The following is a 19794-nucleotide window of genomic DNA, read 5'->3' as shown; positions in this document are numbered from 1 at the left end:
GCAAAGGCGAGTGAGATCGAAACGAGGCGTCATGATAGTAGAATCGTCCGATCATGACATGAGGTACACAAGGAGACTTCCCATGCCGCGCTTCGCCGCGAACCTCTCGATGATGTACAACGAGCACGGTTTCCTGGACCGCTTTGCCGCTGCCGCCGCCGATGGTTTCCAGGCCGTCGAATACCTGTTCCCGTTCGAGCATCCGGCCGCGGAGATTCGCCAGCGGCTCGACGACAACGGACTGGTGCAGGCGCTGTTCAACGCCCCGCCGGGCGACTGGGCCGCCGGTGAGCGTGGCATCGCGGCGCTGGCCGGCCGCGAAGCGGAGTTTCGCACGGGGTTTGCGCAGGCGCTCGAATACGCGGCCGTGCTCGGCAACGATCGCGTGCACGTCATGGCGGGCATCGTCCCCGCCGATGCGGATCGCGCGCGCGCTCGCGCCGTGTATCTCGAGAACCTTGCCTACGCTGCGGCGTCGGCGGCCGCGCATGGCATTACCGTGCTGATGGAGCCGATCAACACGCGCGATATGCCGGGCTATTTCCTGAGCCGGCAGGACGATGCGCATACGATTCGCGCGCAGATCGGCGCCGCCAATCTGCGCGTGCAGTTCGACTGCTATCACTGCCAGATCATGGAGGGCGACCTCGCGGTCAAGCTCAAGCGCGACTTCCCGGGCATCGGCCATATCCAGATCGCGGGCGTGCCCGAGCGCCACGAACCGGATCTCGGCGAGCTCAACTATCCGTATCTGTTCGACGTGATCGACGGCCTGGGATACGACGGCTGGATCGGTTGCGAATATCGCCCACGCGCGGGGACCTCGGCGGGACTGGGCTGGCTGAAGCCGTATCTCAAGCGCGCGTGATGTCCGCTTCTGACGGCGCGGGATCAATCGCCAAACCCGGCGCCGAACCCAGCGCCGGGACCAGCAGCGCGGCAAAGCGGTCGGCCAGCGTCGGCCGCGAGCGCGTGGGCCAGATCGCGCTCAGTTCGAATGGCGGCAGATTGTCGTCATCGCGCACGTCGTAGAAGCTCACCCCCGCGAATTGCAACGCCAGTACCGAGCGTGGCAGCAGCGATGCTCCGCATCCTGCCGCCACGCAGGCCAGCACGGTCAGCGAGCGGTTGGCATCCTGCACCACGTTGGCCTCGCAGCCAGACTTGCGGAACGCGCTCAGGATGCCGGCCCGGATCACGGGCAACTGATCGCTTGGAAACCACACCAGCCCTGCGTCGGACAATTCCCTGAGTCCCACCTTGCCATCGTCGCCCACACGGTAGTCGCTCGGCACCACCGCCAGCAACTTCTCGCGCACGATCAGCTTTTCGCGCATGCGTCCGCCCACCGCCACCGGCGTGTGCAGCAGGCCAATATCGATCAGCCCCTTTTCCAGCGCGCTGGTCTGCTCCGCGTTGCTCATCTCGCGCAGCACCAGTTCGATGTTCGGCACCTCTCGTCGCAATGCCGCGATCGCACGCGGCAGCAGGCTGAACAGCGCGGCAGACACAAACCCGATGGTCAGCCGGCCACCGCGCTGCGCGCCAATTTCGCGCGCGCGGTGTGACGCCGCATCGATGCGCGCCACGCTAAGCCGCACGTCTTCGACGATCGCTTCGCCGGCCGCTGTCAACGCGGCTCCACGGCGCGTGCGTTCAAATAGCTTGACCCCGAGATCGCGCTCCATGCGCGTGAGCGCCTGGCTCAACGCCGGCTGGGCAATGTCGAGCACTTCCGCCGCGCGCGTCACGCTGCCGGCATCGACCACGGCGAGGAAGTATTTGAGGTTGCGGGTATCCATGCGTTGAGCATATCAGAGTGCAATGAATAACGATCATATCCATAGTATGCAGCGCGATATCGAGGTGCCTAGAATGCTCGCCAGCAGCGCCCTGGTTTCAGGGGCGCACGAACATCTAGAAGTTGCCGCGCGTGGAGGTCCGCAGCCCGCACGGCGCAGGAGATTGCCATGAACTGGTACCGCGAGATCTCGCCCACCGAGAAGCGCACGCTGTGGGGTTGCTTTGCGGGCTGGGCGCTCGATGCCATCGACGCGCAGCTGTTCAGCCTTGTGATTCCCACACTGATCGCCACCTGGGGCATTGCCAAGGGTCAGGCAGGCCTGATCGGCGCGGTGACGCTGGTGGGGGGCGCGCTGGGCGGGTTGCTGGCCGGCGTGCTGTCCGATCGCGTGGGCCGCGTGCGCGCGCTGCAGATCACCGTGATCTGGTTCTCGCTGTTTACGTTCCTGTGCGCATTTGCGCAGAACTACGAGCAGTTGCTCGTGCTCAAGGCACTGCAGGGGCTCGGCTTCGGCGGCGAGTGGACCGCGGGTTCGGTGCTGCTGGCCGAGACCATGCGTGCGCGGCATCGCGGCAAGGCCATGGGCATCGTGCAGAGTGCGTGGGGTTTTGGCTGGGGCGCGGCGGTACTGCTGTACACGGTGGTGTTCTCTTATGTCTCGCCAGAGTGGGCGTGGCGCGTGCTGTTTGCGATTGGCGTGATTCCGGCCGGACTGGTGCTGTATCTGCGGCGCGGTATCGTCGAGCCGCCGCGCGAGGCGCGCGCGGCCGGGGGTCCGACACTCGGCCCGGCCCAGCAAGCTGGCACGCTGTCGATCCTCGCCGGGATTTTCCATCCATCGGTATTGCGTCAGACCGTCGTGGGCGGGCTGATCGGGCTGGGCGCGCATGGTGGCTATCACGCGGTGACCACGTGGCTGCCGACCTATCTGAAAACCGAGCGGCATCTGTCGGTGCTCGGCACCGGTGGCTATCTGTCGGTGGTGATCGTGTCGTTCATCATCGGCTGCTTTCTCAGCGCCTGGTTGCAGGACCGCATCGGCCGTCGCTGGAACGTGATCTTCTTCGCGCTCGCCAGCGCGATCACCGTCAATCTGTACGCCCTGCTGCCGATCAGCGATACCGCGATGCTGTTCCTGAGCTTTCCGCTCGGACTGTTCTCGGCCGGCATTCCCGCCACGATGGGCGCGCTGTTCAACGAACTCTATCCGCAGGGCGTGCGCGGGACTGGCGTGGGCTTCTGCTACAACTTCGGGCGCATCGTGTCCGCGGTGTTTCCGTTTCTGGTCGGCCATATGGGCAACTCGATGCCGCTGGGCACCGCGCTCGGCATCGATGCCGGTATCGCCTATGGCCTCGTAGTGGTAGCCGCGCTATTCCTGCCGCGGCCGCAGACGCAAGTGGCACCGACTGCCACACCGCAACGCGTCTGATTTTTCGGAGCGTACGCACGATGGACCGTCTTCCTTCCGCGCTGGCCGATGGCGGCAATGTTCTGACACCCGACAACGCGCGCTGGCTGGCTGCGGGGGTAGACCAGGCCGTTCCGGTCGAGGCGGTCGATAGCCACGCGCATGTGTTCGTGCGCGGTCTGCCGCTGGCGGCCGAGCGGCGCCATGCGCCCGACTACGACGCGACGCTCGACGCGTACGTCTCGCATCTGCGCGCCAACGGCCTGTCGCACAGCGTGCTGGTGCAGCCGAGCTTCCTCGGCACCGACAACCACTACTTTCTCGACGTATTGAAACGCTATCCGCAGCGGTTTCGCGGTGTGGCGGTGATCGAGCCGGGCACCTGCCACGGCGAGCTCGCCTATATGGACAAGCTGGGCGTGGTCGGCGTGCGGCTGAACCTGATCGGGCGGCCGTTGCCGGACCTGCGTAGTGGCCCGTGGCCCGACCTGTTGACGCGCGTCAACGCCATGGGCTGGCACGTGGAGATCCATCGCGGCGCCGGCGATCTGGCGGCACTGCTGCCGGCGCTGATCGAACAGCAATGCACGGTAGTCATCGACCATTTCGGCCGTCCCGATCCCGAACTCGGGGCCTCGGATCCGGGTCTCGACTATTTGTGCGGCACGGCCTCGACCGGCCGGGTGTGGGTCAAGCTCTCGGCCGCGTACCGCAACGTCGCCGATGCCTCCGGCACCTCGCTCGGCGAGGCCCTGACCCACCGCCTGCTCGACGCATTCGGCCCGACGCGACTGGTATGGGGCAGCGACTGGCCGCACACGCAGCACCGCGACGTCATCGACTACGACGCCTCGCGCGCGGCGCTGAACCAGTGGATTCCGGATGCGTTCACGCGACAGATCGTGCTCAGGGACTCGCCACGGATGCTGTTTCGGCTGGGCTAACGCGCATGCACCGGCGCACCGCGTTCGGGCATCTCCGCGCACAGGATCGACCCGGTCGTGGATTCGGTCATCAGCAGCAACTTGCCATCGGCCCCACCAAAGCAGAGGTTGGTCAGCGATGCACCGACCGGCGTGCGGATGACCTCGACAGGTTCGGCGCGATGGTTCAGCACCCAGACATAACCGAGCCCCGGGTTGGCGACGAGCAGGAAACCGTCTGCCCGCATGGCCAGACCATCGGGACCGCTTGGCCCATACGAAGTAAAGAACTGACCGACCTTGCTGACCGACCCATCCGCCTGCAACGGGACACGCCATACGCAGTTGCCGCGCGTCATGGCGACGTAGAGGACCTTCTCATCGGGTGACAGGACCAGACCATTCGGGCTTGGCGCGTTGTCGATCAGGATATCCAGCCTGCCGTCCGGCGCCAGGCGGTAGACGCGACCGGTGGGGTCGTGCAGGCCGGACTGGCCCTGATCGGTAAAGTACAGATTGCCCGCCGCATCGAACGTCAGGTCGTTGACGCCGCGAAAGCGTTCCGAATTTCTACGTTCCAGAAACGGCGTGACGATGCCGGTGTTCGCGTCGAGGCGCATCAGGCCGTGGCGGTAATCCGTCATCAGGAAACTGCCGTCGGCCATGCGCTTCATACCATTGGGCTCGCCATCGAACTCCGCCACCAGCTTCCAGTCGCCGCCCATCGACACACGGAACACGCGGCCATAAGGGATGTCGGTCACCCATAGATGGCCGTCCGCCCACACGGGGCCTTCAAGGAACGAATCGACCGATGCGCCGCCGCGGTTGGCGAGCGACCACGCATTGTCGCGGTCGTGCCGGCGAAAAGCGTCGGGCAGCCGGGTCAGCACCTCGGCATCGCGCACGACGGGGGGTTGTAGCCACTGCATCAGCGTTCTCCGCGAGTGTGTCTCGTCATTGCTTTTCGATATTGGCTTTCTGCGCCACCGTGGCCCACTGCGTGGTCTCGCGCTGGATCAGTTGCGCGAACGCCGCGCTGTCCAGATTACCGGGTTGTGAGCCCATCTGCGCGAGAAACTGCGTCATATCCGGCGCTTGCAGCGCTTTCTGGATCTCAGCCTGCAGGCGCGCGACGATCTCCTTGGGCGTGCCCTTTGGCGCGGCCAGCCCGGACCAGTTGAACAGACCGAACGCCGGCACGCCCGCCTCCGCGAACGTGGGCACGTTCGGAAACACATCGATGCGCTTGCTGCCGCTGATCCCAAGCAGGCGCATCTGGTTGCCCTTGACCGGCGCCAGCGCGGTAGGCGTGGACACCACGAGCAGATCGACACTGCCGCCCAGCAAGCCGACCATCGCTTCGCCAGCGCCCTTGTACGGCACATGCATCAGCCTGATGCCCGCTGCCTGCTGAAACGCCTCCGCCGAGAAGTGTGGCGAGCTGCCCGGGCCGCCCGAGCCGAACGTGACTTCGCCCGGATGCGCCTTGGCATAGGCGACCAGCGACGCGAGATCCTTGAAGCGCGAATCCGCCTTGACGCCCACGACCACCGGCGAAAACGCGAACGGTGCGATGGGCACGAGTGCGCTCTGATGATCCCAGTTCAGCTTCTTGAACACGTACGGCAGCGTGGTGTAGGAATTGTCGTTGGCCAGCAGCGTGTAACCATCGGCCGGTGCGTTGACCACCTGCGTCGTGCCGATGGTGCCCGATGCGCCGGGCTTGTTCTCGACCACGAAGCTCTGCCCCATCTGCAGGGTGAGCTTCTGCGCGATCTTTCGCGTCACCACATCGACGGCGCCGCCGGGCGGATTGGGCACGACGATTCTGACCGGCTTGTCCGGGTAGGCGGCCAGCGAAGGCTGGGCCACGGCCATCAGCCCACATACGACCGCCGAGACGGCGGTCGTCCATGCAAATGCGCGATGCAACATCGTTGTCTCCTGCAACTGCTTTTTATACCGCCGTCGCGGCGTCTTCCAGCACGGCGAGCACGTTCTTCGCCGCGCCCACCCCCATATTGATATACGCCGCATCGCTGACGCCGCCGATATGCGGCGACAGGATGAGGTTGGGGATCTGTTGAAACGGATGCGGCACCGGCATCGGTTCCACCGCAAAGCTGTCGAGGCCCGCCGCGCGAAGCTTGCCGCTCGCCAATGCCTCGGCCAACGCGGGCTCGTCGATCAGGCCGCCACGCGCCGTGTTCACCAGCATGGCACCGTCCTTGAACTGGGCCAGCGTCTCGCGATTGATCATGCCGCGGTTGTCGTCCGTCAGTGGGCAATGCAGCGACACGACATCAGACTCGCGATAGAGCTGCGACAGGTTATCCACGCGGGTCACGCCATCCGGCACCGACTTCGCGTACGGATCGAAGGCGACCACGCGCATGCCCAGCGCAACGCCCACCGACGCGGCGCGGCGTCCGATCTCGCCCAACCCGACGATGCCCAACGTGCGGCCGTTCAGCTCGACCGACTTGTGCGTAGCCTTGTCCCAGTGGCCCGCGCGCATGCGATCGTTCAGCTGCGGCACGGCTTTCGCGCAGGCCAGGATCAACGCCCAGGCGTGCTCCGCCACGGCCACGGCATTGGCGCCGACAGCCGCCTTGACCGCGATGCCGCGCTCGGCCGCGGCGTTCTGGTCGATGACATCGATACCGCTGCCATGCTTCGAAATGACCTTCAGCGCAGGCGCGGCGTCCATGACGCGGGCGCCGATCTTGCCGTACCGCACGATGATGGCGACCGGATCCTTCTCCGCAACCATTGCCAGCACGGTCTCTTCGCTGCACTGCTTGCCAGCGAAGCACACCTCGAAGTCGTTCAGCAACGCGAGCGCCTCGGGCGCGAGGTCATTGCCCGTGACCACCAGCGCGGGTTTCTTGCCGGCGCTCACAGCGCTTCCCCTTCAGCGAGCACACCGGCCGCGCGCAGTTCCTTGTCGAGCCAGCCCGGACGCAGTTCGCCCGCCTTGATCGCGGCGATACGCTTGGCCTCCGCATCGACTTTCTTCTGCGCCAGATCCAGAATCGCGGCGACGTCATTGCGCGGAATCACCACCACCCCGTCCGCATCGCCCACGATCAGATCGCCCGGATTGACGGCAACGCCAGCGACCGAAGCGGGCCAGTTGACCAGACCGCCGATGGCCTTGGTCGGACCGCACGGGTTGGTGCCGGCCGAGAACACCGGGAACGCGCCACCCGCCAGTTCATGCGAATCGCGCACGGCGGCATCGATCACGAAACCGGCAAGGCCCGAGGCCTGCGCCTGCGTGGCCATGATCTCGCCGCACAAGGCCGCCGTCTGATCGCCCTTGCCATCCACGACGATCACGTCGCCGGGTTGCCCGATGGCGAGCGCAACGTGGAACATCAGGTTGTCGCCCGGGCGCACTTCGACGGTCAGCGCCGGGCCGCACACTTTCATCGCGCGGGACAGCCCCTGCACGCGGGCATTGAGCGTGCCGCGACGCCCCACCACATCGGCAAGGATGGCGGCCTGGAACCTGGACGCACGCTCGACCAGTTCTGGCGAAACGCGCTCGATATCGCGACGGATCGCGGGGGATGCTTTGGCTTGGGTGCTCATCTACAACTCCTGAAATGGGGGACTGACGATCGGTGCTTACTGTGCGGAAGCAAGCTTCCATAGGCCTTCGAACTTGCCGCGCTGGGTGGCCATGTGCTGGGTCCACGCGGCGCCGGAAAGATACGAGATGCCGCGCGCTTCGTTCACCGCGCGCGACAGGAATTCGGGGTCCTTGACCGTGGCCTCGATGGCGTCCTGCAGCCGTCGGGCAATCTCGGGCGGCAAGCCACGTGGCGCGGCAAAGCCGCGCTCCGACGAGATCGTGATGTCAAGCTTCTGCTCGCGCGCCGTGGGCACGTCCGCCACCAGGCCGGGACGACGCTCCGTACCGAGCTGCGCCAGCACCTTCACGTCCTTCGAGGCGCGGTCCGCTTCGGTGAACTCGGTGGTGCTCATGGCCATCACGTCGATGTGGTGGCCAAGCAGGCTGGTCTTGGTCTGCGACGTGCCCGCAAACGGGATGTGATTGACCTTGGCGCCAGTGGCCTGCTGCAGCGCCAGCGCCGCCATATGTCCATTGGTGCCGATGCCGTTACTGCCCATCGACAGGCCTTCGGGATGGCCTTTAGCAGCTTGACGAGATCCGCCATCGAGGCGAGCTTGCTGTCCCCTGCCACCACGAACATGGCAGGGTCGTCGATCACACGCGCCAGCGGCACGATGGACGCGGCTTCGTACTTCGGCTTGCGCTGGATCGGGATGGTCAGCAGGGACGGCGTGGAGACGATGCCGACGGTGTAGCCGTCCGCTGCCGCACGGGACAGCGCGGCGTAAGCGATCTCGCCCGAGGCACCGGGCTTGTTCACCACGATGACGCGTGCCTTGCCGCCCAGATGCTTCTGCAGGTATGGCGCCATCGCACGCGCCAGCAGATCGGTGCCGCCGCCGGCGGCGAATCCCACATACACCTCGATCGGACGGTCATCCGGCCACGCGGCATAAGCGGGCATGGCAGTCAGCGCCGTCATGGCGATGGCCGCGAGATAGAGGGTTCGGATCGCACGCATTGGTTGTCTCCTTTCTGCGCGTTGTACTCTGTACAACGTCGTTTCATTTACTGTGTGGCAACTATAGTCCGTTACAGTGATGGCTCCACTTGTCGTTAACCCTTGCGCGGTACAAAACGTCGTTGTACACAGTACAATGGACACTCCATCACCAATCGGACCAACCCGACCATTACGATGAGTAACCATGGTGTGGCGGCAGTCGAGAAAGCGCTGGGATTGCTGGATTGCTTCAGGCTCGGGGCCGAAATCCTGTCGCTGGCCCAGCTCTCCACGGCGTCCGGCATGCACAAGACGACCGTCTTCCGCCTGTTGAATTCGCTGGAGCGCATGAGCTACGTGGCCCGCACCGCCGATGGGCGTTATGCACTCGGCCCGCGGGTGCTGTACCTCGGCAAGCTCTATGAGCAATCGTTCCAGCTGGGCTCGGTGATCGAGCCAGTGCTGCAGGAGCTGGCACTGGCCACGCGCGAGAGCGCGTCCTACTACGTGCTGCATGGCGACGAGCAGCGCATGTGCCTGTACCGCGCGGAGCCCAGCGAAGGCCTGCGCGAAACCCGCTTGCCCGGCACGATCCTGCCGCTGGACGACACAGCGATCGGGTCGGTGCTGAAGTACTGGGGCAAGGACGATGCTGCCGCACGGCGCGAGGAACCACTGCCGTGGTTCACCTCCGGCGCGCGCGATGTCTATACGGCCGCGTTCGCCACGCCCCTGTTCGGCGCGGGCGACAAGTTCATGGCCGCGCTGACGCTCTCCGGCCCCGCTTCCCGGCTCGAAGCCGCCGACCGCAGGGAGATCGCGCGCGTGCAATTGGTCGCGGCGAGAAAGTTGTCGAAGGCGCTGGGCGCAAGCGCCGCGTGGTGCGAGAAACTCTATCCGCTCGGGTAGCCGAGGCAACCATCGCCGCCTGCGTCGTGCAGCGATAACGCAAAAAGGCCCGGCATTGCCGGGCCTTCTTACTTCGACTCCCCTAACCTCAACGTACTGACTTGAACGCCGCGCGCAGTTCTTCCGCGAACAGCTGCGGTTGTTCCCACGCCGCGAAGTGGCCGCCCTTGGCCACCTGGTTGTAGTACATCAGCGATGGGTAGGCCTGCTTGCTCCAGCTCTCCGGCGCGCGATAGATCTCGTGCGGGAACACGCTGATAGCCACCGGTACCTTGATGTCGCGCGTCTTCTGCGCGTCCGCGCTGAAGTTGTTGTTATTGTTTTCCCAATAGAACCGCGACGACGATGCCCCGGTGTTGGTGAGCCAATACAGCGTGATGTCGTTGAGAATCGCATCGCGCGTCAGCACTCGCTCGGGCTGGCCGTTGCTATCGCTCCATGCCGCGATCTTCTCGTACGTGAAGGCCGCCAGCGACGCGGGCGAGTCGGTCAGCGAATAGCCGATGGTCTGCGGACGCGTGACCATCATCGCGCCATACGCGGCATTGCGGCCGAAGAATGTGCTCAGCGACTGGTACGCATCGCGCTCGGAAGCCGTGAGTTCCGACGGTGCCGGATCGCCGCTCAGGATCGACTTCATCAGCCCGCCAGGCACGGTCGCCGGCATGTTCAGGTGGATGGCCTTGAGCCCCGGGGGCGCCTGACGTGCCAGCGCGTCCGAGATGACCGAGCCATGATCACCGCCCTGCGAGACGTAATGCGTATAGCCGAGGCGCTTCACCAGTGTGTCCCACGCCCGCGCGGTGCGGTCCGGCCCCCAGCCCAGTTCGGTGGGCCGGCCCGAAAAGCCATAGCCCGGAATCGACGGGATGATCACGTCGAACGCATCTTCGGCGCGACCGCCGTAAGCAGTGGGATTGGTCAGCGGGCCGATCGTGTTGACGAACTCGAAGATCGAGCCCGGCCAGCCATGCGTGAGAAGCAGCGGCAGCGCATTGGGGTTGCGCGACTTCACGTGGATGAAATGGATATCCACGCCATCGATCTTCGTGACGAACTGCGGCAACGCATTGAGCTGGGCCTCGGCCTTGCGCCAGTCATAGCCCTTGCCCCAGTAGCGCACGAGTTCCTGCACGCGTGCCAGCTGGATGCCTTGCGTATCGTCGGCCACGGTTTCCTTGTCGGGCCAGCGCGTCGCGGCGATGCGGCGGCGCAGGTCGTCCAGCTGCGCCTGTGGCACATGCACGTGGAACGGACGAATGCTTTCGTCGGCCTGCGTGGCCTTGGCGGTGACCGCGGGCTTCGCCGCGTCGGCAGCATGAGCAGGCTGCGCAAACCCGATAAACGCGACCGCGGCAAAGGCGCTGGCGGCGGCGATGGCATGCAGACTCAGGACTCGGCTTGCCGGCTTCTGTTGCACGGCCCCACGATTGACGCGATACGACATGAACGTTCTCCTCGGTTGACTGGTTCGGATGCAACACAGTCTAGGGAGGCCGTTCATGCCGTACGTGTCTGGAAAGCGGCTTTTTGTGTGTGGCTGTATCGCGACTTTGGCCGGATACAAAGGGATACGTTAGCGGCCCTTAGCGGTCCGGCGCGACCACTTCGTACGCCTCGATGATCTCGCGCACCGGCCCTGGAATCGGCGCCGACTTCTGCGTTGCGGGATCCGCGCACACGTACACGATCTCGCCCGTGATCAGATGCTCTTCCCCGCGATACATCTCCACGCGGAAGAGCATGCTGGAGCGTCCCAGCCGCGCCATGCGGCCGCGGATATCCAGCTGGTCGTCAAAGCGCGCCGACGCGTGATACTCGAGCGTCGACTTGACCACGAAGATATCCACGCCGTGCGCGCCGAGCACGTCCTCCGGGTAGCGAATGCCGAGCGCGCGCCAGTACTCGGTGACGCAAATATCGCAGTACGTCAGGTAATGCGCATTGAAGACGATCGATTGCGGATCGACTTCAGCCCAACGCACGCGCAATGGCATGCCATGCCGGAAATCGCTTTTGGCCATGACTGTGATTACTGTGCCTTGGCCAGACCGAGCTTCTCGATGATCGCCTTCTCTTTCTTCACCGTATCGGCGGAGAACTTCGCATAGTCGGCGCTGCTCATGTAGTACGGCTCCATGTCGAACTTGGCCAGCGACTCGCGATAGTTCGGCATCTCCATGGCCTGCTTGAACGCGTCGTGCAGCTTCTGCACGATCTTCGGGTCGGTGCCTTTGGGCACCACGAGACCGAACGGCGAGGTCTGCACGATATTGAGGCCGAGTTCCTTGAGGGTCGGCACATTCGGGAAGCGCGCCGAGCGCTTCTCGCCCCACGTCGACAGCAGGCGCAGACGGCCCGACTCGACGTACGGTGCCCACGCGGGCGTATCCGCCACCGACATCACGTGGCCGCCCAGCAGCGCCTGCATCGACTCCGAGTTACCCTTGTACGGGATATGCGAGAACTGGACCCCAGCGTTCAGCGCCAGCTCTTCCATCGTGATGTGCAACGTGGTCAGCGCGCCCGGCGTGCCGTAGGTCAGCTTGCCCGGATTGGCCTTGGCATACGCGATGTATTCCTGCATCGTCTTGATCGGCGAATCGGCCGGCACGACCAGACCGAACGAGTAACCCGCCAGATTGATCACGTACTGCAGGTCCTTGACCGGATCCCAGTTGATCTTGGTCGTGTACGGCAGCCGGTACACCGGCATGGCTACCTGCGCCAGCGTGTAGCCATCGGGCGCCGTGTTCTGCATCATCTGCGCGGGCAGCACACCACCGGCACCGGGCTTGTTCTCGACGATCACCGGTTGGCCGAGGATCTTGGAGGCGTTGTCGGCCAGCACACGGAATGGGACGTCGGTGGAGCCGCCGGCGGTATAGCCGATGACCAGGCGGATCGGGCGCTGCGGAAACTTGTCGGCCTGCGCCTGCGCGGGCAATGCGGTCAGGCCGATCGTGCCAATGGCGCCAACCGAGGCGAACATGCCCAGACGGGCGAGGAAATTGCGGCGTTGCATGATGGTTGTCTCCTAGTCGGATGCGTAGTTATTCGGTGTAACTATTCTGGGTCGCAATGTCGGGGGGTTATCTAGGTGCTACGCCTCCCCGGGAGCGAAGGCCGCGCGTAACGCGCCAGCGGCATCGGCATAGGCGCCAGCCACCGCCTTGACGAAGCGGCCCATCTTGAAAAAATCGTGAATCATGGTCGGATAGTCGGCCAGTGTTGCGGGGACCCCCGCGGCTTGCAGCTTGCGCACGTAGGCCACGCCCTCGTCGTGCAGCGGGTCGTAGCCCGCCACCGCAATCCAGGCGGGGCAGCAGCCGCGCACGTCCGCCCCATCTCCACCGCCATCGAGCGGCGCAAAGCGCCAGTCGTCGCGATCCTCGGGTCGGCTCAGGTATTGGGAGAAAAACCAGTCGATCATCTCGGCGGTCAGCAGGTACCCGTCTGCGAGCGCTCGATGCGACGGCGTATCCTGCCGCGCGCAGGTACCCGCATAGATCAGCAGCTGCAACACGGGCGCAAGCCCGCGGTCACGCGCCTCGATCGCGCAGGCCGCCGCGAGCGTGCCACCGGCGCTGTCGCCACCCAGCACAATACGCGACGGATCGGCACCAACGCGCGTTGCTTCATCGAACGCCCATTGCATAACGTCGAACGCATCGTTGGCCGCGGTGGGAAAGCGCCATTCCGGCGCCAGGCGATAGTCGGCCGACAGCACCAGGCACTCCCCATCGAGCGCGAGCCGCCGGCACAATGCATCGTGCGAGTTGATGCTGCCCACGGTAAAGCCGCCGCCGTGGAAATACACGAGCAGCGGCTGCGGATCGGTCCAGCTTGGTTCGCGCGGCGCGTACAGCCGCACCGGAATCTGATGGCCGTCACGCGCGGTGACGTGCAGGTTCTCCACCGTGTGCACGGGCGGCGGCGACACATCGAGGATCGGCGCGCTCTTCTCGTACGCGACCTTGGCGTCGAAGACATCCAGCGCATGGATCGGCGGACGCTTCGCGCGCGCGATCAGGTCAAGCAATTGCGCGACCTGGGGATCGAGCGGTTGCGCGGACATGCCGGGCGTCGGCAGAGGATTGGCGGACATGACGTTGTGTAAGACCACGGCATAAAGCACTGCAAGGCAGAACGACCAGCACCGCACGGAAAATTGTGAACGATCGTTCGATTTCCGTCATTCTGCCATTGATTGGTGCGCGCAGGATTACCAAATTACCCTCATCGCACACATTGCGCACCCATCGCGCCAATTTCCGCGACTATGCTGAAAGAGATTCGGCAGCACCACATGTTTGACATACATACGCCAACCAGGCGCAGGAGACGACATGACAGGCGAACATCTGCAGGTAGTGCACGGGGACATTACGCGCATGGAGGTCGATGCGATCGTCAATGCGGCCAATGCCGGCTTGCTGGGCGGCGGCGGCGTGGACGGCGCGATCCATGGCGCGGGCGGGCCCGCGATCGGCAATGCCTGCCGCGCGATCCGCGATACGCACGGTGGCTGCAAGACCGGTGAAGCGGTCATCACCACGGGTGGATTGCTGCCCGCGCCGTACGTCATCCATGCGGTGGGGCCGGTCTGGCACGGTGGCGTCAAGGACGAGGACACCATGCTGGCCAACGCCTATCGCAACAGCATCCGGCTCGCGGCCGAGCACGATCTGCGGACGGTGGCGTTTCCGAATATCAGTACCGGCATCTACGGCTTTCCGCGCGAGCGCGCGGCCGATATCGCCATTGCCGCCGTGCGCGACGCGCTGGCACGAGCGCCCACCATCTCGCAGGTGACGTTCGTCTGCTTCGACGACGAGAACTACCGGCTCTATCGCGACCGGCTTTCCTAGTCGGCTGAAATAGATCGATCCGATCAGGGCAACGTGCTGCGGATCAGCAGGTTCACGCGCTCGGGTTGTTCATGGATGACCCAGTGCGTGCCTTCTGGAATGCGCTCCACGCGCAGGTCCGGCACGAAATCGCCGAGACCATCGACGAGCGTCTTCGGCAGCGCGCGGTCCTGCTCGCCCCAGATCACCAGCGTCGGCACCTTCACCACGGCGCAGTTGGGATCAAACCGGGCCGGATTGAAGCGCGACAGGTCCGCCGCGGGCTCGCTGTCGGTCGGCGGTCGCATCGGCGTGGCGCGGTAATAGTTGACGCTACCGGTCAGCGCATGACTGTCGTTGTCGCCCGGCGTTGACCACGCCGCGTGATACCGCGCCCGCACCGCATCGGTGAACCACGCGGGGCGCGTCCCTTCATGGCCGCCCAGCATCTTTTCGAGCAGCGCGAAGTCGTTGGCCGCCAGCGCCTGCTCCGATCCCGGCTTGCGCAGCCAGTTCATATAGCCCGAGGCCGCCTGTTGCGCGGGGTCCGCGGTCAGCGCGCGCGCGAACAGATACGGATGCGGCGCGTTGACGATGACCAGTTTCTCGACGATTTCCGGATGCTGCATCGCAAGATTCCAGCAGACCGCCCCACCCCAGTCGTGCGCCACGATCACGCAACGGGTGTAGCCCAGCGCGCCGGTCAGTTGCACCAGATCCTCGGCCACATGGCGCGGCCGGTAATTCTCCACATCGGACGGCTTGCCCGAGAGATTGAACCCGCGCAGATCCGGCGCCACCGCGAAATGGGTCTGCCCGAACTCGGCCAGCTGCCGCTCCCATGCGTACCAGAACTCCGGAAAACCGTGCACAAACAGGATCAGCGGCTTGCCCTGTTCGCCCGCGCTCGCATAATGCAGCCGCATGCCGTTCGGCAGGCTCGCGAACTGCAGGTGATGAATCACGGCAGGGGCAGTCATGAGTGTTGCGGCTGGGCTCGGGTGCATAGGGTGTCAATAAATATAGGTTGACGACGCGGACTAGTGCAACGAACTGTGGCGACGAACTGCGACGACGAACTGCGGCAACAGACTAGGCGAGCTTCACCAGTTGCTTGCCGAAGTTGCGGCCCTTGAGCAGGCCCATGAATGCTTCCGGCGCGCTTGCCAGCCCTTCCGCAATGCTCTCGCGGAATTTGAGCTTGCCTTGTCCGACCAGACCGCCCAGCTCTTTGAGCGCCTGCGGCCAGACGTCCATATGCTCGGAGACGATAAAACCTTCGATCTTCGCACGCGAGATCAGAATCGCACGGGGATTCTTCAGCGGCAGATCCTGGCCGTCATAGCCCGCGATCAGCCCGCACAGCGCGATGCGCCCGAACGCATTGAGCCGCGCGAGCACCACGTCGAGGATATCGCCGCCGACGTTCTCGAAGTAACCATCGATGCCGTTCGGCGTGACTTCCTTGACGGCCGCGTACAGCGCCTTGGCATCCGCGGCGGCCTTGTAGTCCACGCAGGCATCGAAGCCCAGTTCCTTGACCACGTAGTCGCACTTGTCCTTGCCGCCGGCCACGCCGACCACCCGGCAACCGGCCTGTTTCGCAAGCTGGCCGACCACGCTGCCGACCGCCCCCGACGCCGCGCTGACCACCACGGTCTCGCCGGCCTTCGGCACGATGATGCGGTTGAGCCCATACCACGCGGTCACGCCGGGCATGCCCACCGAGCCGAGGTACGCCGACAGCGGCACATGCGTGGTGTCCACCTTCTGCATGCCGCTGCCATCGGTGACGGCCATCTCCTGCCACCCAAACATCGCCACCACCTTGTCACCGACCTGCCACTTCGGGTTGCGGCTCTCCACCACTTCGCCCACCGTGCCGCCGATCATCACCGCATCGAGCGGCTGCGGATTCGCGTAAGACTTGCTCTCGCTCATGCGGCCGCGCATATACGGATCGAGCGACAGGAAATGATTGCGCACGAGCACCTGGCCGTCGGCCAGCTGGGGCACCGGCACGCTCTCCAGGCGGAAGTTGTCGGGCGTGACGGCATCGGTCGGCCGCGAGGCCAGAACGATGCGCTGATAGGTCTGCTGATTCGACATGATGGGTCCCCTCTTTGTTGTGACTGGTTTAGCCGTCCGCGCCGGTGTCGGCGGTGCCCGCCGTGCGCCGCGGCGGCGAGCGCTTGATGAACTTGAACGTGCCCGAACCGCGCGCGACCGTCTTGCCCTGCGGATCGACGATCTCCGCCTCGCAGAACGCCATCGTGCTGGTGCGATGCACGCAGGTACCGCGCGCCGTCAGCTTGTTGCCACGCCCCGGCGCCATGAAACTCGATTTCATCTCGATCGTGACGACGCCGCGTCCTTCGGGATCGGTCGACCGACCCGCGATGGCCATGGCGACGTCGAGCATCGTCATCAGCACGCCACCGTGCGCCATGTCCCAGCTGTTCTGATGGCGTTCGAGCAGGTCCAGCTCGATCTCGCTCTGCCCCGCTTCCATGCGGTTGCAGCGCACGCCGAGGTCGAGAAGAAAAGGTATCTTGTGAAGAAAGCCGTTGTGTTCCGTCATGATCCGAAAGCGTCTGCGTCATTGGGCGCGCACGTGCGCGCCCGCCATTATGGATTCAGATCGCGCTCACGCCACCGTCCACGGCCAATATCTGTCCGGTGATATGTTTGCCCGCGTCGCTGGCAAACAGCAATGCGGCGCCCTTGAGGTCTTCGTCATCGCCAAGACGGCGCAGCGGCACGCCCGCGCACATGGCATCCACGCCGATGCGGTCGAGCGAACCCTGCGTCATTTTCGAGGGGAAGAAGCCCGGTGCGAGGGCATTGACCGTGATGTTGTGCTCGCCCCATTCCGCCGCGAGCGTGCGCGTGAAATTGACCACCGCGCCCTTCGAGGTGTTATAGGCAATCGTTTCCATCGTGCCCGGTGGATTGCCGGCCAGTCCGGCGATCGACGCCACGTTGACGATGCGACCATAGCGGCGCGGAATCATCGACAGCCGGCCAATCCGCTGCGTGAGCAGAAACAGTCCGCGGATATTGAGGTTCATCACCTTGTCCCACGCTTCGACCGGATGATCCTCGGCCGGCGCGCCCCAGGTGGCCCCCGCGTTGTTGATCAGGATATCGACGTGGCCGAGCCTGGCCAGCGCCTCATCGGCCAGCCGCGCGATATCGTCCTCGCGCGCGCCATCGGCCGCGACCCACTCGGCCTCGATGCCGCGCGCGCGCAAATGCGCCTGCGCCTGTTCCAGTTCGCCGGCCTTGCGCGCCGACAGCACCAGCCGCGCGCCCTGCTCGCCAAGTGCTTCGGCAATCTGCAGGCCGAGCCCGCGCGAGCCGCCGGTAATCAGCGCGGTGCGCCCCTTGAGATCGAACAACTGGTTGATCGTGTGCATGGTGTCTCCCTTGTTTTGTTTTTAGAACCACGCATCGCGCATGTCGAGCGTGGTTCGGTCCAGCGAGGCCAGCAAGTCGAATTGCGGTCCGGTCCCAGGTAGCTCGAAGCGATAGAAGTACGTGGCCGCGGCCAGCTTGCCGCGATAGAAATCCGCGTCGCTGCCAGCGCCGGCCAACGCCGCGTGCGCGACGAGGGCCTGTTCGAGCCACATCCACGCCATCACCACGTGCCCGAACGCTTCGAGGTAGACACTGGCATTGGCCAGCGTGACCTCGGGACTGCCGGCCGACCACAGCGTCGTGGTCACGGCTGCGAGCCGCTGCGCGGCCGCGCCGAGAGCCTGCGCCTGTGCGCCGAGTGTGTCGTCACCCGTTGCGGCGGCGCGCGCGATGGTGTCGCGCACGCGCTCGCCCAGCAGCCGGAACGCGGCGCCGTCCTGCATCACGACCTTGCGGCCGAGCAGATCGAGGCCCTGAATCCCGTGCGTGCCTTCGTGAATCGGATTGAGCCGATTGTCGCGATAGAACTGCTCGACGTTGTACTCGCGCGTGTAGCCATAGCCGCCATGCACCTGAATCGCCAGGCTGTTGGCTTCCAGACACCATTGCGATGGCCAGCTCTTGGCGATGGGCGTGAGGATATCGAGCAGCAGCGACAACGACCGCGCATCTTCACCCGCCGCCTGCGAGGCACGCTCCTCATCGACGAGCCGCGCGCAATACAGGTTGAGCGCAAGACCGCCTTCGACGTAGCTCTTCTGCGCCAGCAGCATGCGGCGCACGTCGGCGTGCTCGACGAGCTTTACCTGCGGCGTCGAGGGATCCTTTCCCCCCGCGCCCACGGGTCTGCCCTGCGGTCGGTTGCGCGCGTAATCGAGCGCGTGCAGATAGCCGGTATAACCGAGCGCCACCGCGCCCAGGCCCACGCCGATGCGCGCCTCGTTCATCATATGGAACATGCAGGCGAGACCCTTGTGCGGCTCGCCCACGAGGTAGCCGATGGCACCGCCCTGACCTTCAGGCCGGTACTTCGTGCCCTCGCCAAAATTCAGCAGACAGTTGGTCGTGCCGCGATAGCCCATCTTGTGATTGAGCCCCGCGAGCGCGACGTCGTTGTGTTCGCCGCGCGTGCCGTCCGCATTGACCAGGTACTTCGGCACGATAAACAGCGAGATCCCCTTTACGCCCGGGATCAGCTTGCCATCGGGGCCGGGGATCTTGGCCAGCACCAGATGCACGATGTTCTCGGACAGCTCATGCTCGCCCGCCGAGATCCACATCTTGTTGCCGCGCAACCGGTAACGTGCCCCGAGCGGGGAGTCGCCGTCCGGCTCCGCCCGCGTGGTGATATCCGATAGCGACGAGCCAGCCTGCGGTTCGGACAGGCACATGGTGCCGAAATAGCGCCCCGCCAGCTCCGGCCGCACGAAGGTATCGATCTGCGCTGGCGTGCCGTGCGCCAGCAGCAGGTTGGCATTGCCGATAGTCAGGAACGGGTACGAACTCGTGCCAACGTTGGCCGCCTTGAAATACGCAAACGCAGCTTTCTCGAGCACCACTGGCAACTGCATGCCGCCGTACTCGTAGTCCTGTCCGGCAGCCATCAGGCCCGCTTCGCAGAACGCGCGCAGCGCCGTGCCGACCTCGGGGATCATGCGCACGGCGTCGCCGTCAAACTCGGGCTCGTGCTGGTCGCTCTTCTTGTTGTGCGGGGCGAACAGCTCGGTGGCGATGCGCTCGCACGTGTCGAGCGCCGCATCGAACGTTTCGCGCGAATGGTCCGCGTAACGCGGCACGCGCGTGAGTGCCTCGACCCCGAGCCACTCGTAAAGGATGAAATTGAGATCGCGACGCGACAGGATCAATGACATGGTGGCTGGGGGTCGGG

General features: G+C 65.0%; 19 protein-coding genes and 1 pseudogene. 5 read left to right on the top strand and 15 right to left on the bottom strand.

The window, feature by feature from the left end; translation table 11 throughout:
* The first annotated feature begins 82 nt into the window (after positions 1 to 82).
* Positions 83 to 868: a 2-oxo-tetronate isomerase gene (gene otnI / locus LDO41_RS03530; RefSeq protein WP_223981907.1), complete on the top strand. Its 786-nt coding sequence runs from the start codon at positions 83 to 85 to the stop codon at positions 866 to 868.
* Here otnI and LDO41_RS03525 read toward each other — a convergent pair.
* Positions 855 to 1802: a LysR family transcriptional regulator gene (locus tag LDO41_RS03525; RefSeq protein WP_223981905.1), complete on the bottom strand. Its 948-nt coding sequence runs from the start codon at positions 1800 to 1802 to the stop codon at positions 855 to 857. The genes otnI and LDO41_RS03525 overlap by 14 nt on opposite strands.
* A gap of 168 nt (positions 1803 to 1970) precedes the next feature.
* Between LDO41_RS03525 and LDO41_RS03520 the strand changes: the two genes are divergently transcribed.
* Both LDO41_RS03520 and LDO41_RS03515 read left to right on the top strand, forming a co-directional pair.
* On the top strand, positions 1971 to 3236 hold the full coding sequence (locus tag LDO41_RS03520; RefSeq protein WP_223981903.1) for an MFS transporter: 1266 nt from the start codon (positions 1971 to 1973) through the stop codon (positions 3234 to 3236).
* 20 nt (positions 3237 to 3256) lie between these two features.
* Entirely contained in the window at positions 3257 to 4159 is a 903-nt protein-coding gene (locus tag LDO41_RS03515; protein ID WP_223981900.1) for an amidohydrolase family protein, read from the top strand.
* Here the strand turns inward: LDO41_RS03515 and LDO41_RS03510 are convergent.
* The 5 genes and pseudogenes from LDO41_RS03510 to LDO41_RS03490 form a co-directional block, all read right to left on the bottom strand.
* On the bottom strand, positions 4156 to 5070 hold the full coding sequence (locus tag LDO41_RS03510) for an SMP-30/gluconolactonase/LRE family protein (RefSeq protein WP_223981897.1): 915 nt from the start codon (positions 5068 to 5070) through the stop codon (positions 4156 to 4158). The genes LDO41_RS03515 and LDO41_RS03510 overlap by 4 nt on opposite strands.
* Positions 5071 to 5095: 25 nt before the next feature.
* Positions 5096 to 6076: a Bug family tripartite tricarboxylate transporter substrate binding protein gene (locus tag LDO41_RS03505; RefSeq protein WP_377740653.1), complete on the bottom strand. Its 981-nt coding sequence runs from the start codon at positions 6074 to 6076 to the stop codon at positions 5096 to 5098.
* A 22-nt stretch (positions 6077 to 6098) separates the two neighbouring features.
* Entirely contained in the window at positions 6099 to 7043 is a 945-nt protein-coding gene (locus LDO41_RS03500; protein WP_223981894.1) for a hydroxyacid dehydrogenase, read from the bottom strand.
* Positions 7040 to 7738, bottom strand: a complete 699-nt coding sequence (locus LDO41_RS03495) for an RraA family protein (RefSeq protein WP_223981891.1) — start codon at positions 7736 to 7738, stop codon at positions 7040 to 7042. The genes LDO41_RS03500 and LDO41_RS03495 overlap by 4 nt, the downstream gene beginning before the upstream one ends.
* Before the next feature lie 36 nt (positions 7739 to 7774).
* Positions 7775 to 8595 (bottom strand): annotated as a pseudogene (locus tag LDO41_RS03490) (tripartite tricarboxylate transporter substrate binding protein).
* Between the two features lie 327 nt (positions 8596 to 8922).
* On the opposite strand from LDO41_RS03490, the gene LDO41_RS03485 reads away from it, so the two are divergent.
* Positions 8923 to 9636: an IclR family transcriptional regulator gene (locus LDO41_RS03485; protein WP_223981888.1), complete on the top strand. Its 714-nt coding sequence runs from the start codon at positions 8923 to 8925 to the stop codon at positions 9634 to 9636.
* A gap of 88 nt (positions 9637 to 9724) precedes the next feature.
* Here LDO41_RS03485 and LDO41_RS03480 read toward each other — a convergent pair whose 3' ends face one another.
* The 4 genes from LDO41_RS03480 to LDO41_RS03465 form a co-directional block, all read right to left on the bottom strand.
* On the bottom strand, positions 9725 to 11083 hold the full coding sequence (locus LDO41_RS03480; RefSeq protein ID WP_223981885.1) for an epoxide hydrolase family protein: 1359 nt from the start codon (positions 11081 to 11083) through the stop codon (positions 9725 to 9727).
* Between the two features lie 139 nt (positions 11084 to 11222).
* Positions 11223 to 11660 (bottom strand): YbgC/FadM family acyl-CoA thioesterase, encoded by a 438-nt coding sequence (locus LDO41_RS03475; protein WP_223981881.1) that lies wholly within the window; start codon positions 11658 to 11660, stop codon positions 11223 to 11225.
* 8 nt (positions 11661 to 11668) lie between these two features.
* Positions 11669 to 12661 carry a tripartite tricarboxylate transporter substrate binding protein gene (locus LDO41_RS03470; RefSeq protein WP_223981878.1) on the bottom strand — a complete coding sequence of 331 codons (993 nt, stop codon included), beginning with the start codon at positions 12659 to 12661 and terminating at the stop codon, positions 11669 to 11671.
* 78 nt (positions 12662 to 12739) lie between these two features.
* Positions 12740 to 13744 carry an alpha/beta hydrolase gene (locus tag LDO41_RS03465; RefSeq protein ID WP_223981875.1) on the bottom strand — a complete coding sequence of 335 codons (1005 nt, stop codon included), beginning with the start codon at positions 13742 to 13744 and terminating at the stop codon, positions 12740 to 12742.
* Between the two features lie 241 nt (positions 13745 to 13985).
* Between LDO41_RS03465 and LDO41_RS03460 the strand changes: the two genes are divergently transcribed.
* Positions 13986 to 14507 carry an O-acetyl-ADP-ribose deacetylase gene (locus LDO41_RS03460; RefSeq protein ID WP_223981871.1) on the top strand — a complete coding sequence of 174 codons (522 nt, stop codon included), beginning with the start codon at positions 13986 to 13988 and terminating at the stop codon, positions 14505 to 14507.
* A gap of 23 nt (positions 14508 to 14530) precedes the next feature.
* On the opposite strand, the gene LDO41_RS03455 is transcribed toward LDO41_RS03460, so the two are convergent.
* From LDO41_RS03455 to LDO41_RS03435, 5 genes are all read right to left on the bottom strand, one after another.
* A complete protein-coding gene (locus tag LDO41_RS03455; protein ID WP_223981868.1) occupies positions 14531 to 15466 on the bottom strand; it encodes an alpha/beta fold hydrolase in 936 nt (311 codons plus the stop codon).
* A 112-nt stretch (positions 15467 to 15578) separates the two neighbouring features.
* Positions 15579 to 16595 carry an NADP-dependent oxidoreductase gene (locus LDO41_RS03450; protein ID WP_223981866.1) on the bottom strand — a complete coding sequence of 339 codons (1017 nt, stop codon included), beginning with the start codon at positions 16593 to 16595 and terminating at the stop codon, positions 15579 to 15581.
* A gap of 28 nt (positions 16596 to 16623) precedes the next feature.
* The gene (locus tag LDO41_RS03445; protein WP_223981864.1) at positions 16624 to 17067 is read right to left on the bottom strand and encodes a PaaI family thioesterase; all 444 of its coding nucleotides are present in this window, start codon (positions 17065 to 17067) and stop codon (positions 16624 to 16626) included.
* Between the two features lie 55 nt (positions 17068 to 17122).
* Positions 17123 to 17905: an SDR family oxidoreductase gene (locus tag LDO41_RS03440; RefSeq protein ID WP_223981862.1), complete on the bottom strand. Its 783-nt coding sequence runs from the start codon at positions 17903 to 17905 to the stop codon at positions 17123 to 17125.
* Between the two features lie 21 nt (positions 17906 to 17926).
* The gene (locus LDO41_RS03435) at positions 17927 to 19777 is read right to left on the bottom strand and encodes an acyl-CoA dehydrogenase (RefSeq protein ID WP_223981860.1); all 1851 of its coding nucleotides are present in this window, start codon (positions 19775 to 19777) and stop codon (positions 17927 to 17929) included.
* Positions 19778 to 19794: the final 17 nt, after the last annotated feature.

This window comes from Cupriavidus pampae (assembly GCF_914271485.1).
Lineage (GTDB): Bacteria > Pseudomonadota > Gammaproteobacteria > Burkholderiales > Burkholderiaceae > Cupriavidus > Cupriavidus pampae.
This window is presented reverse-complemented; position numbering and strand designations above follow the sequence as displayed.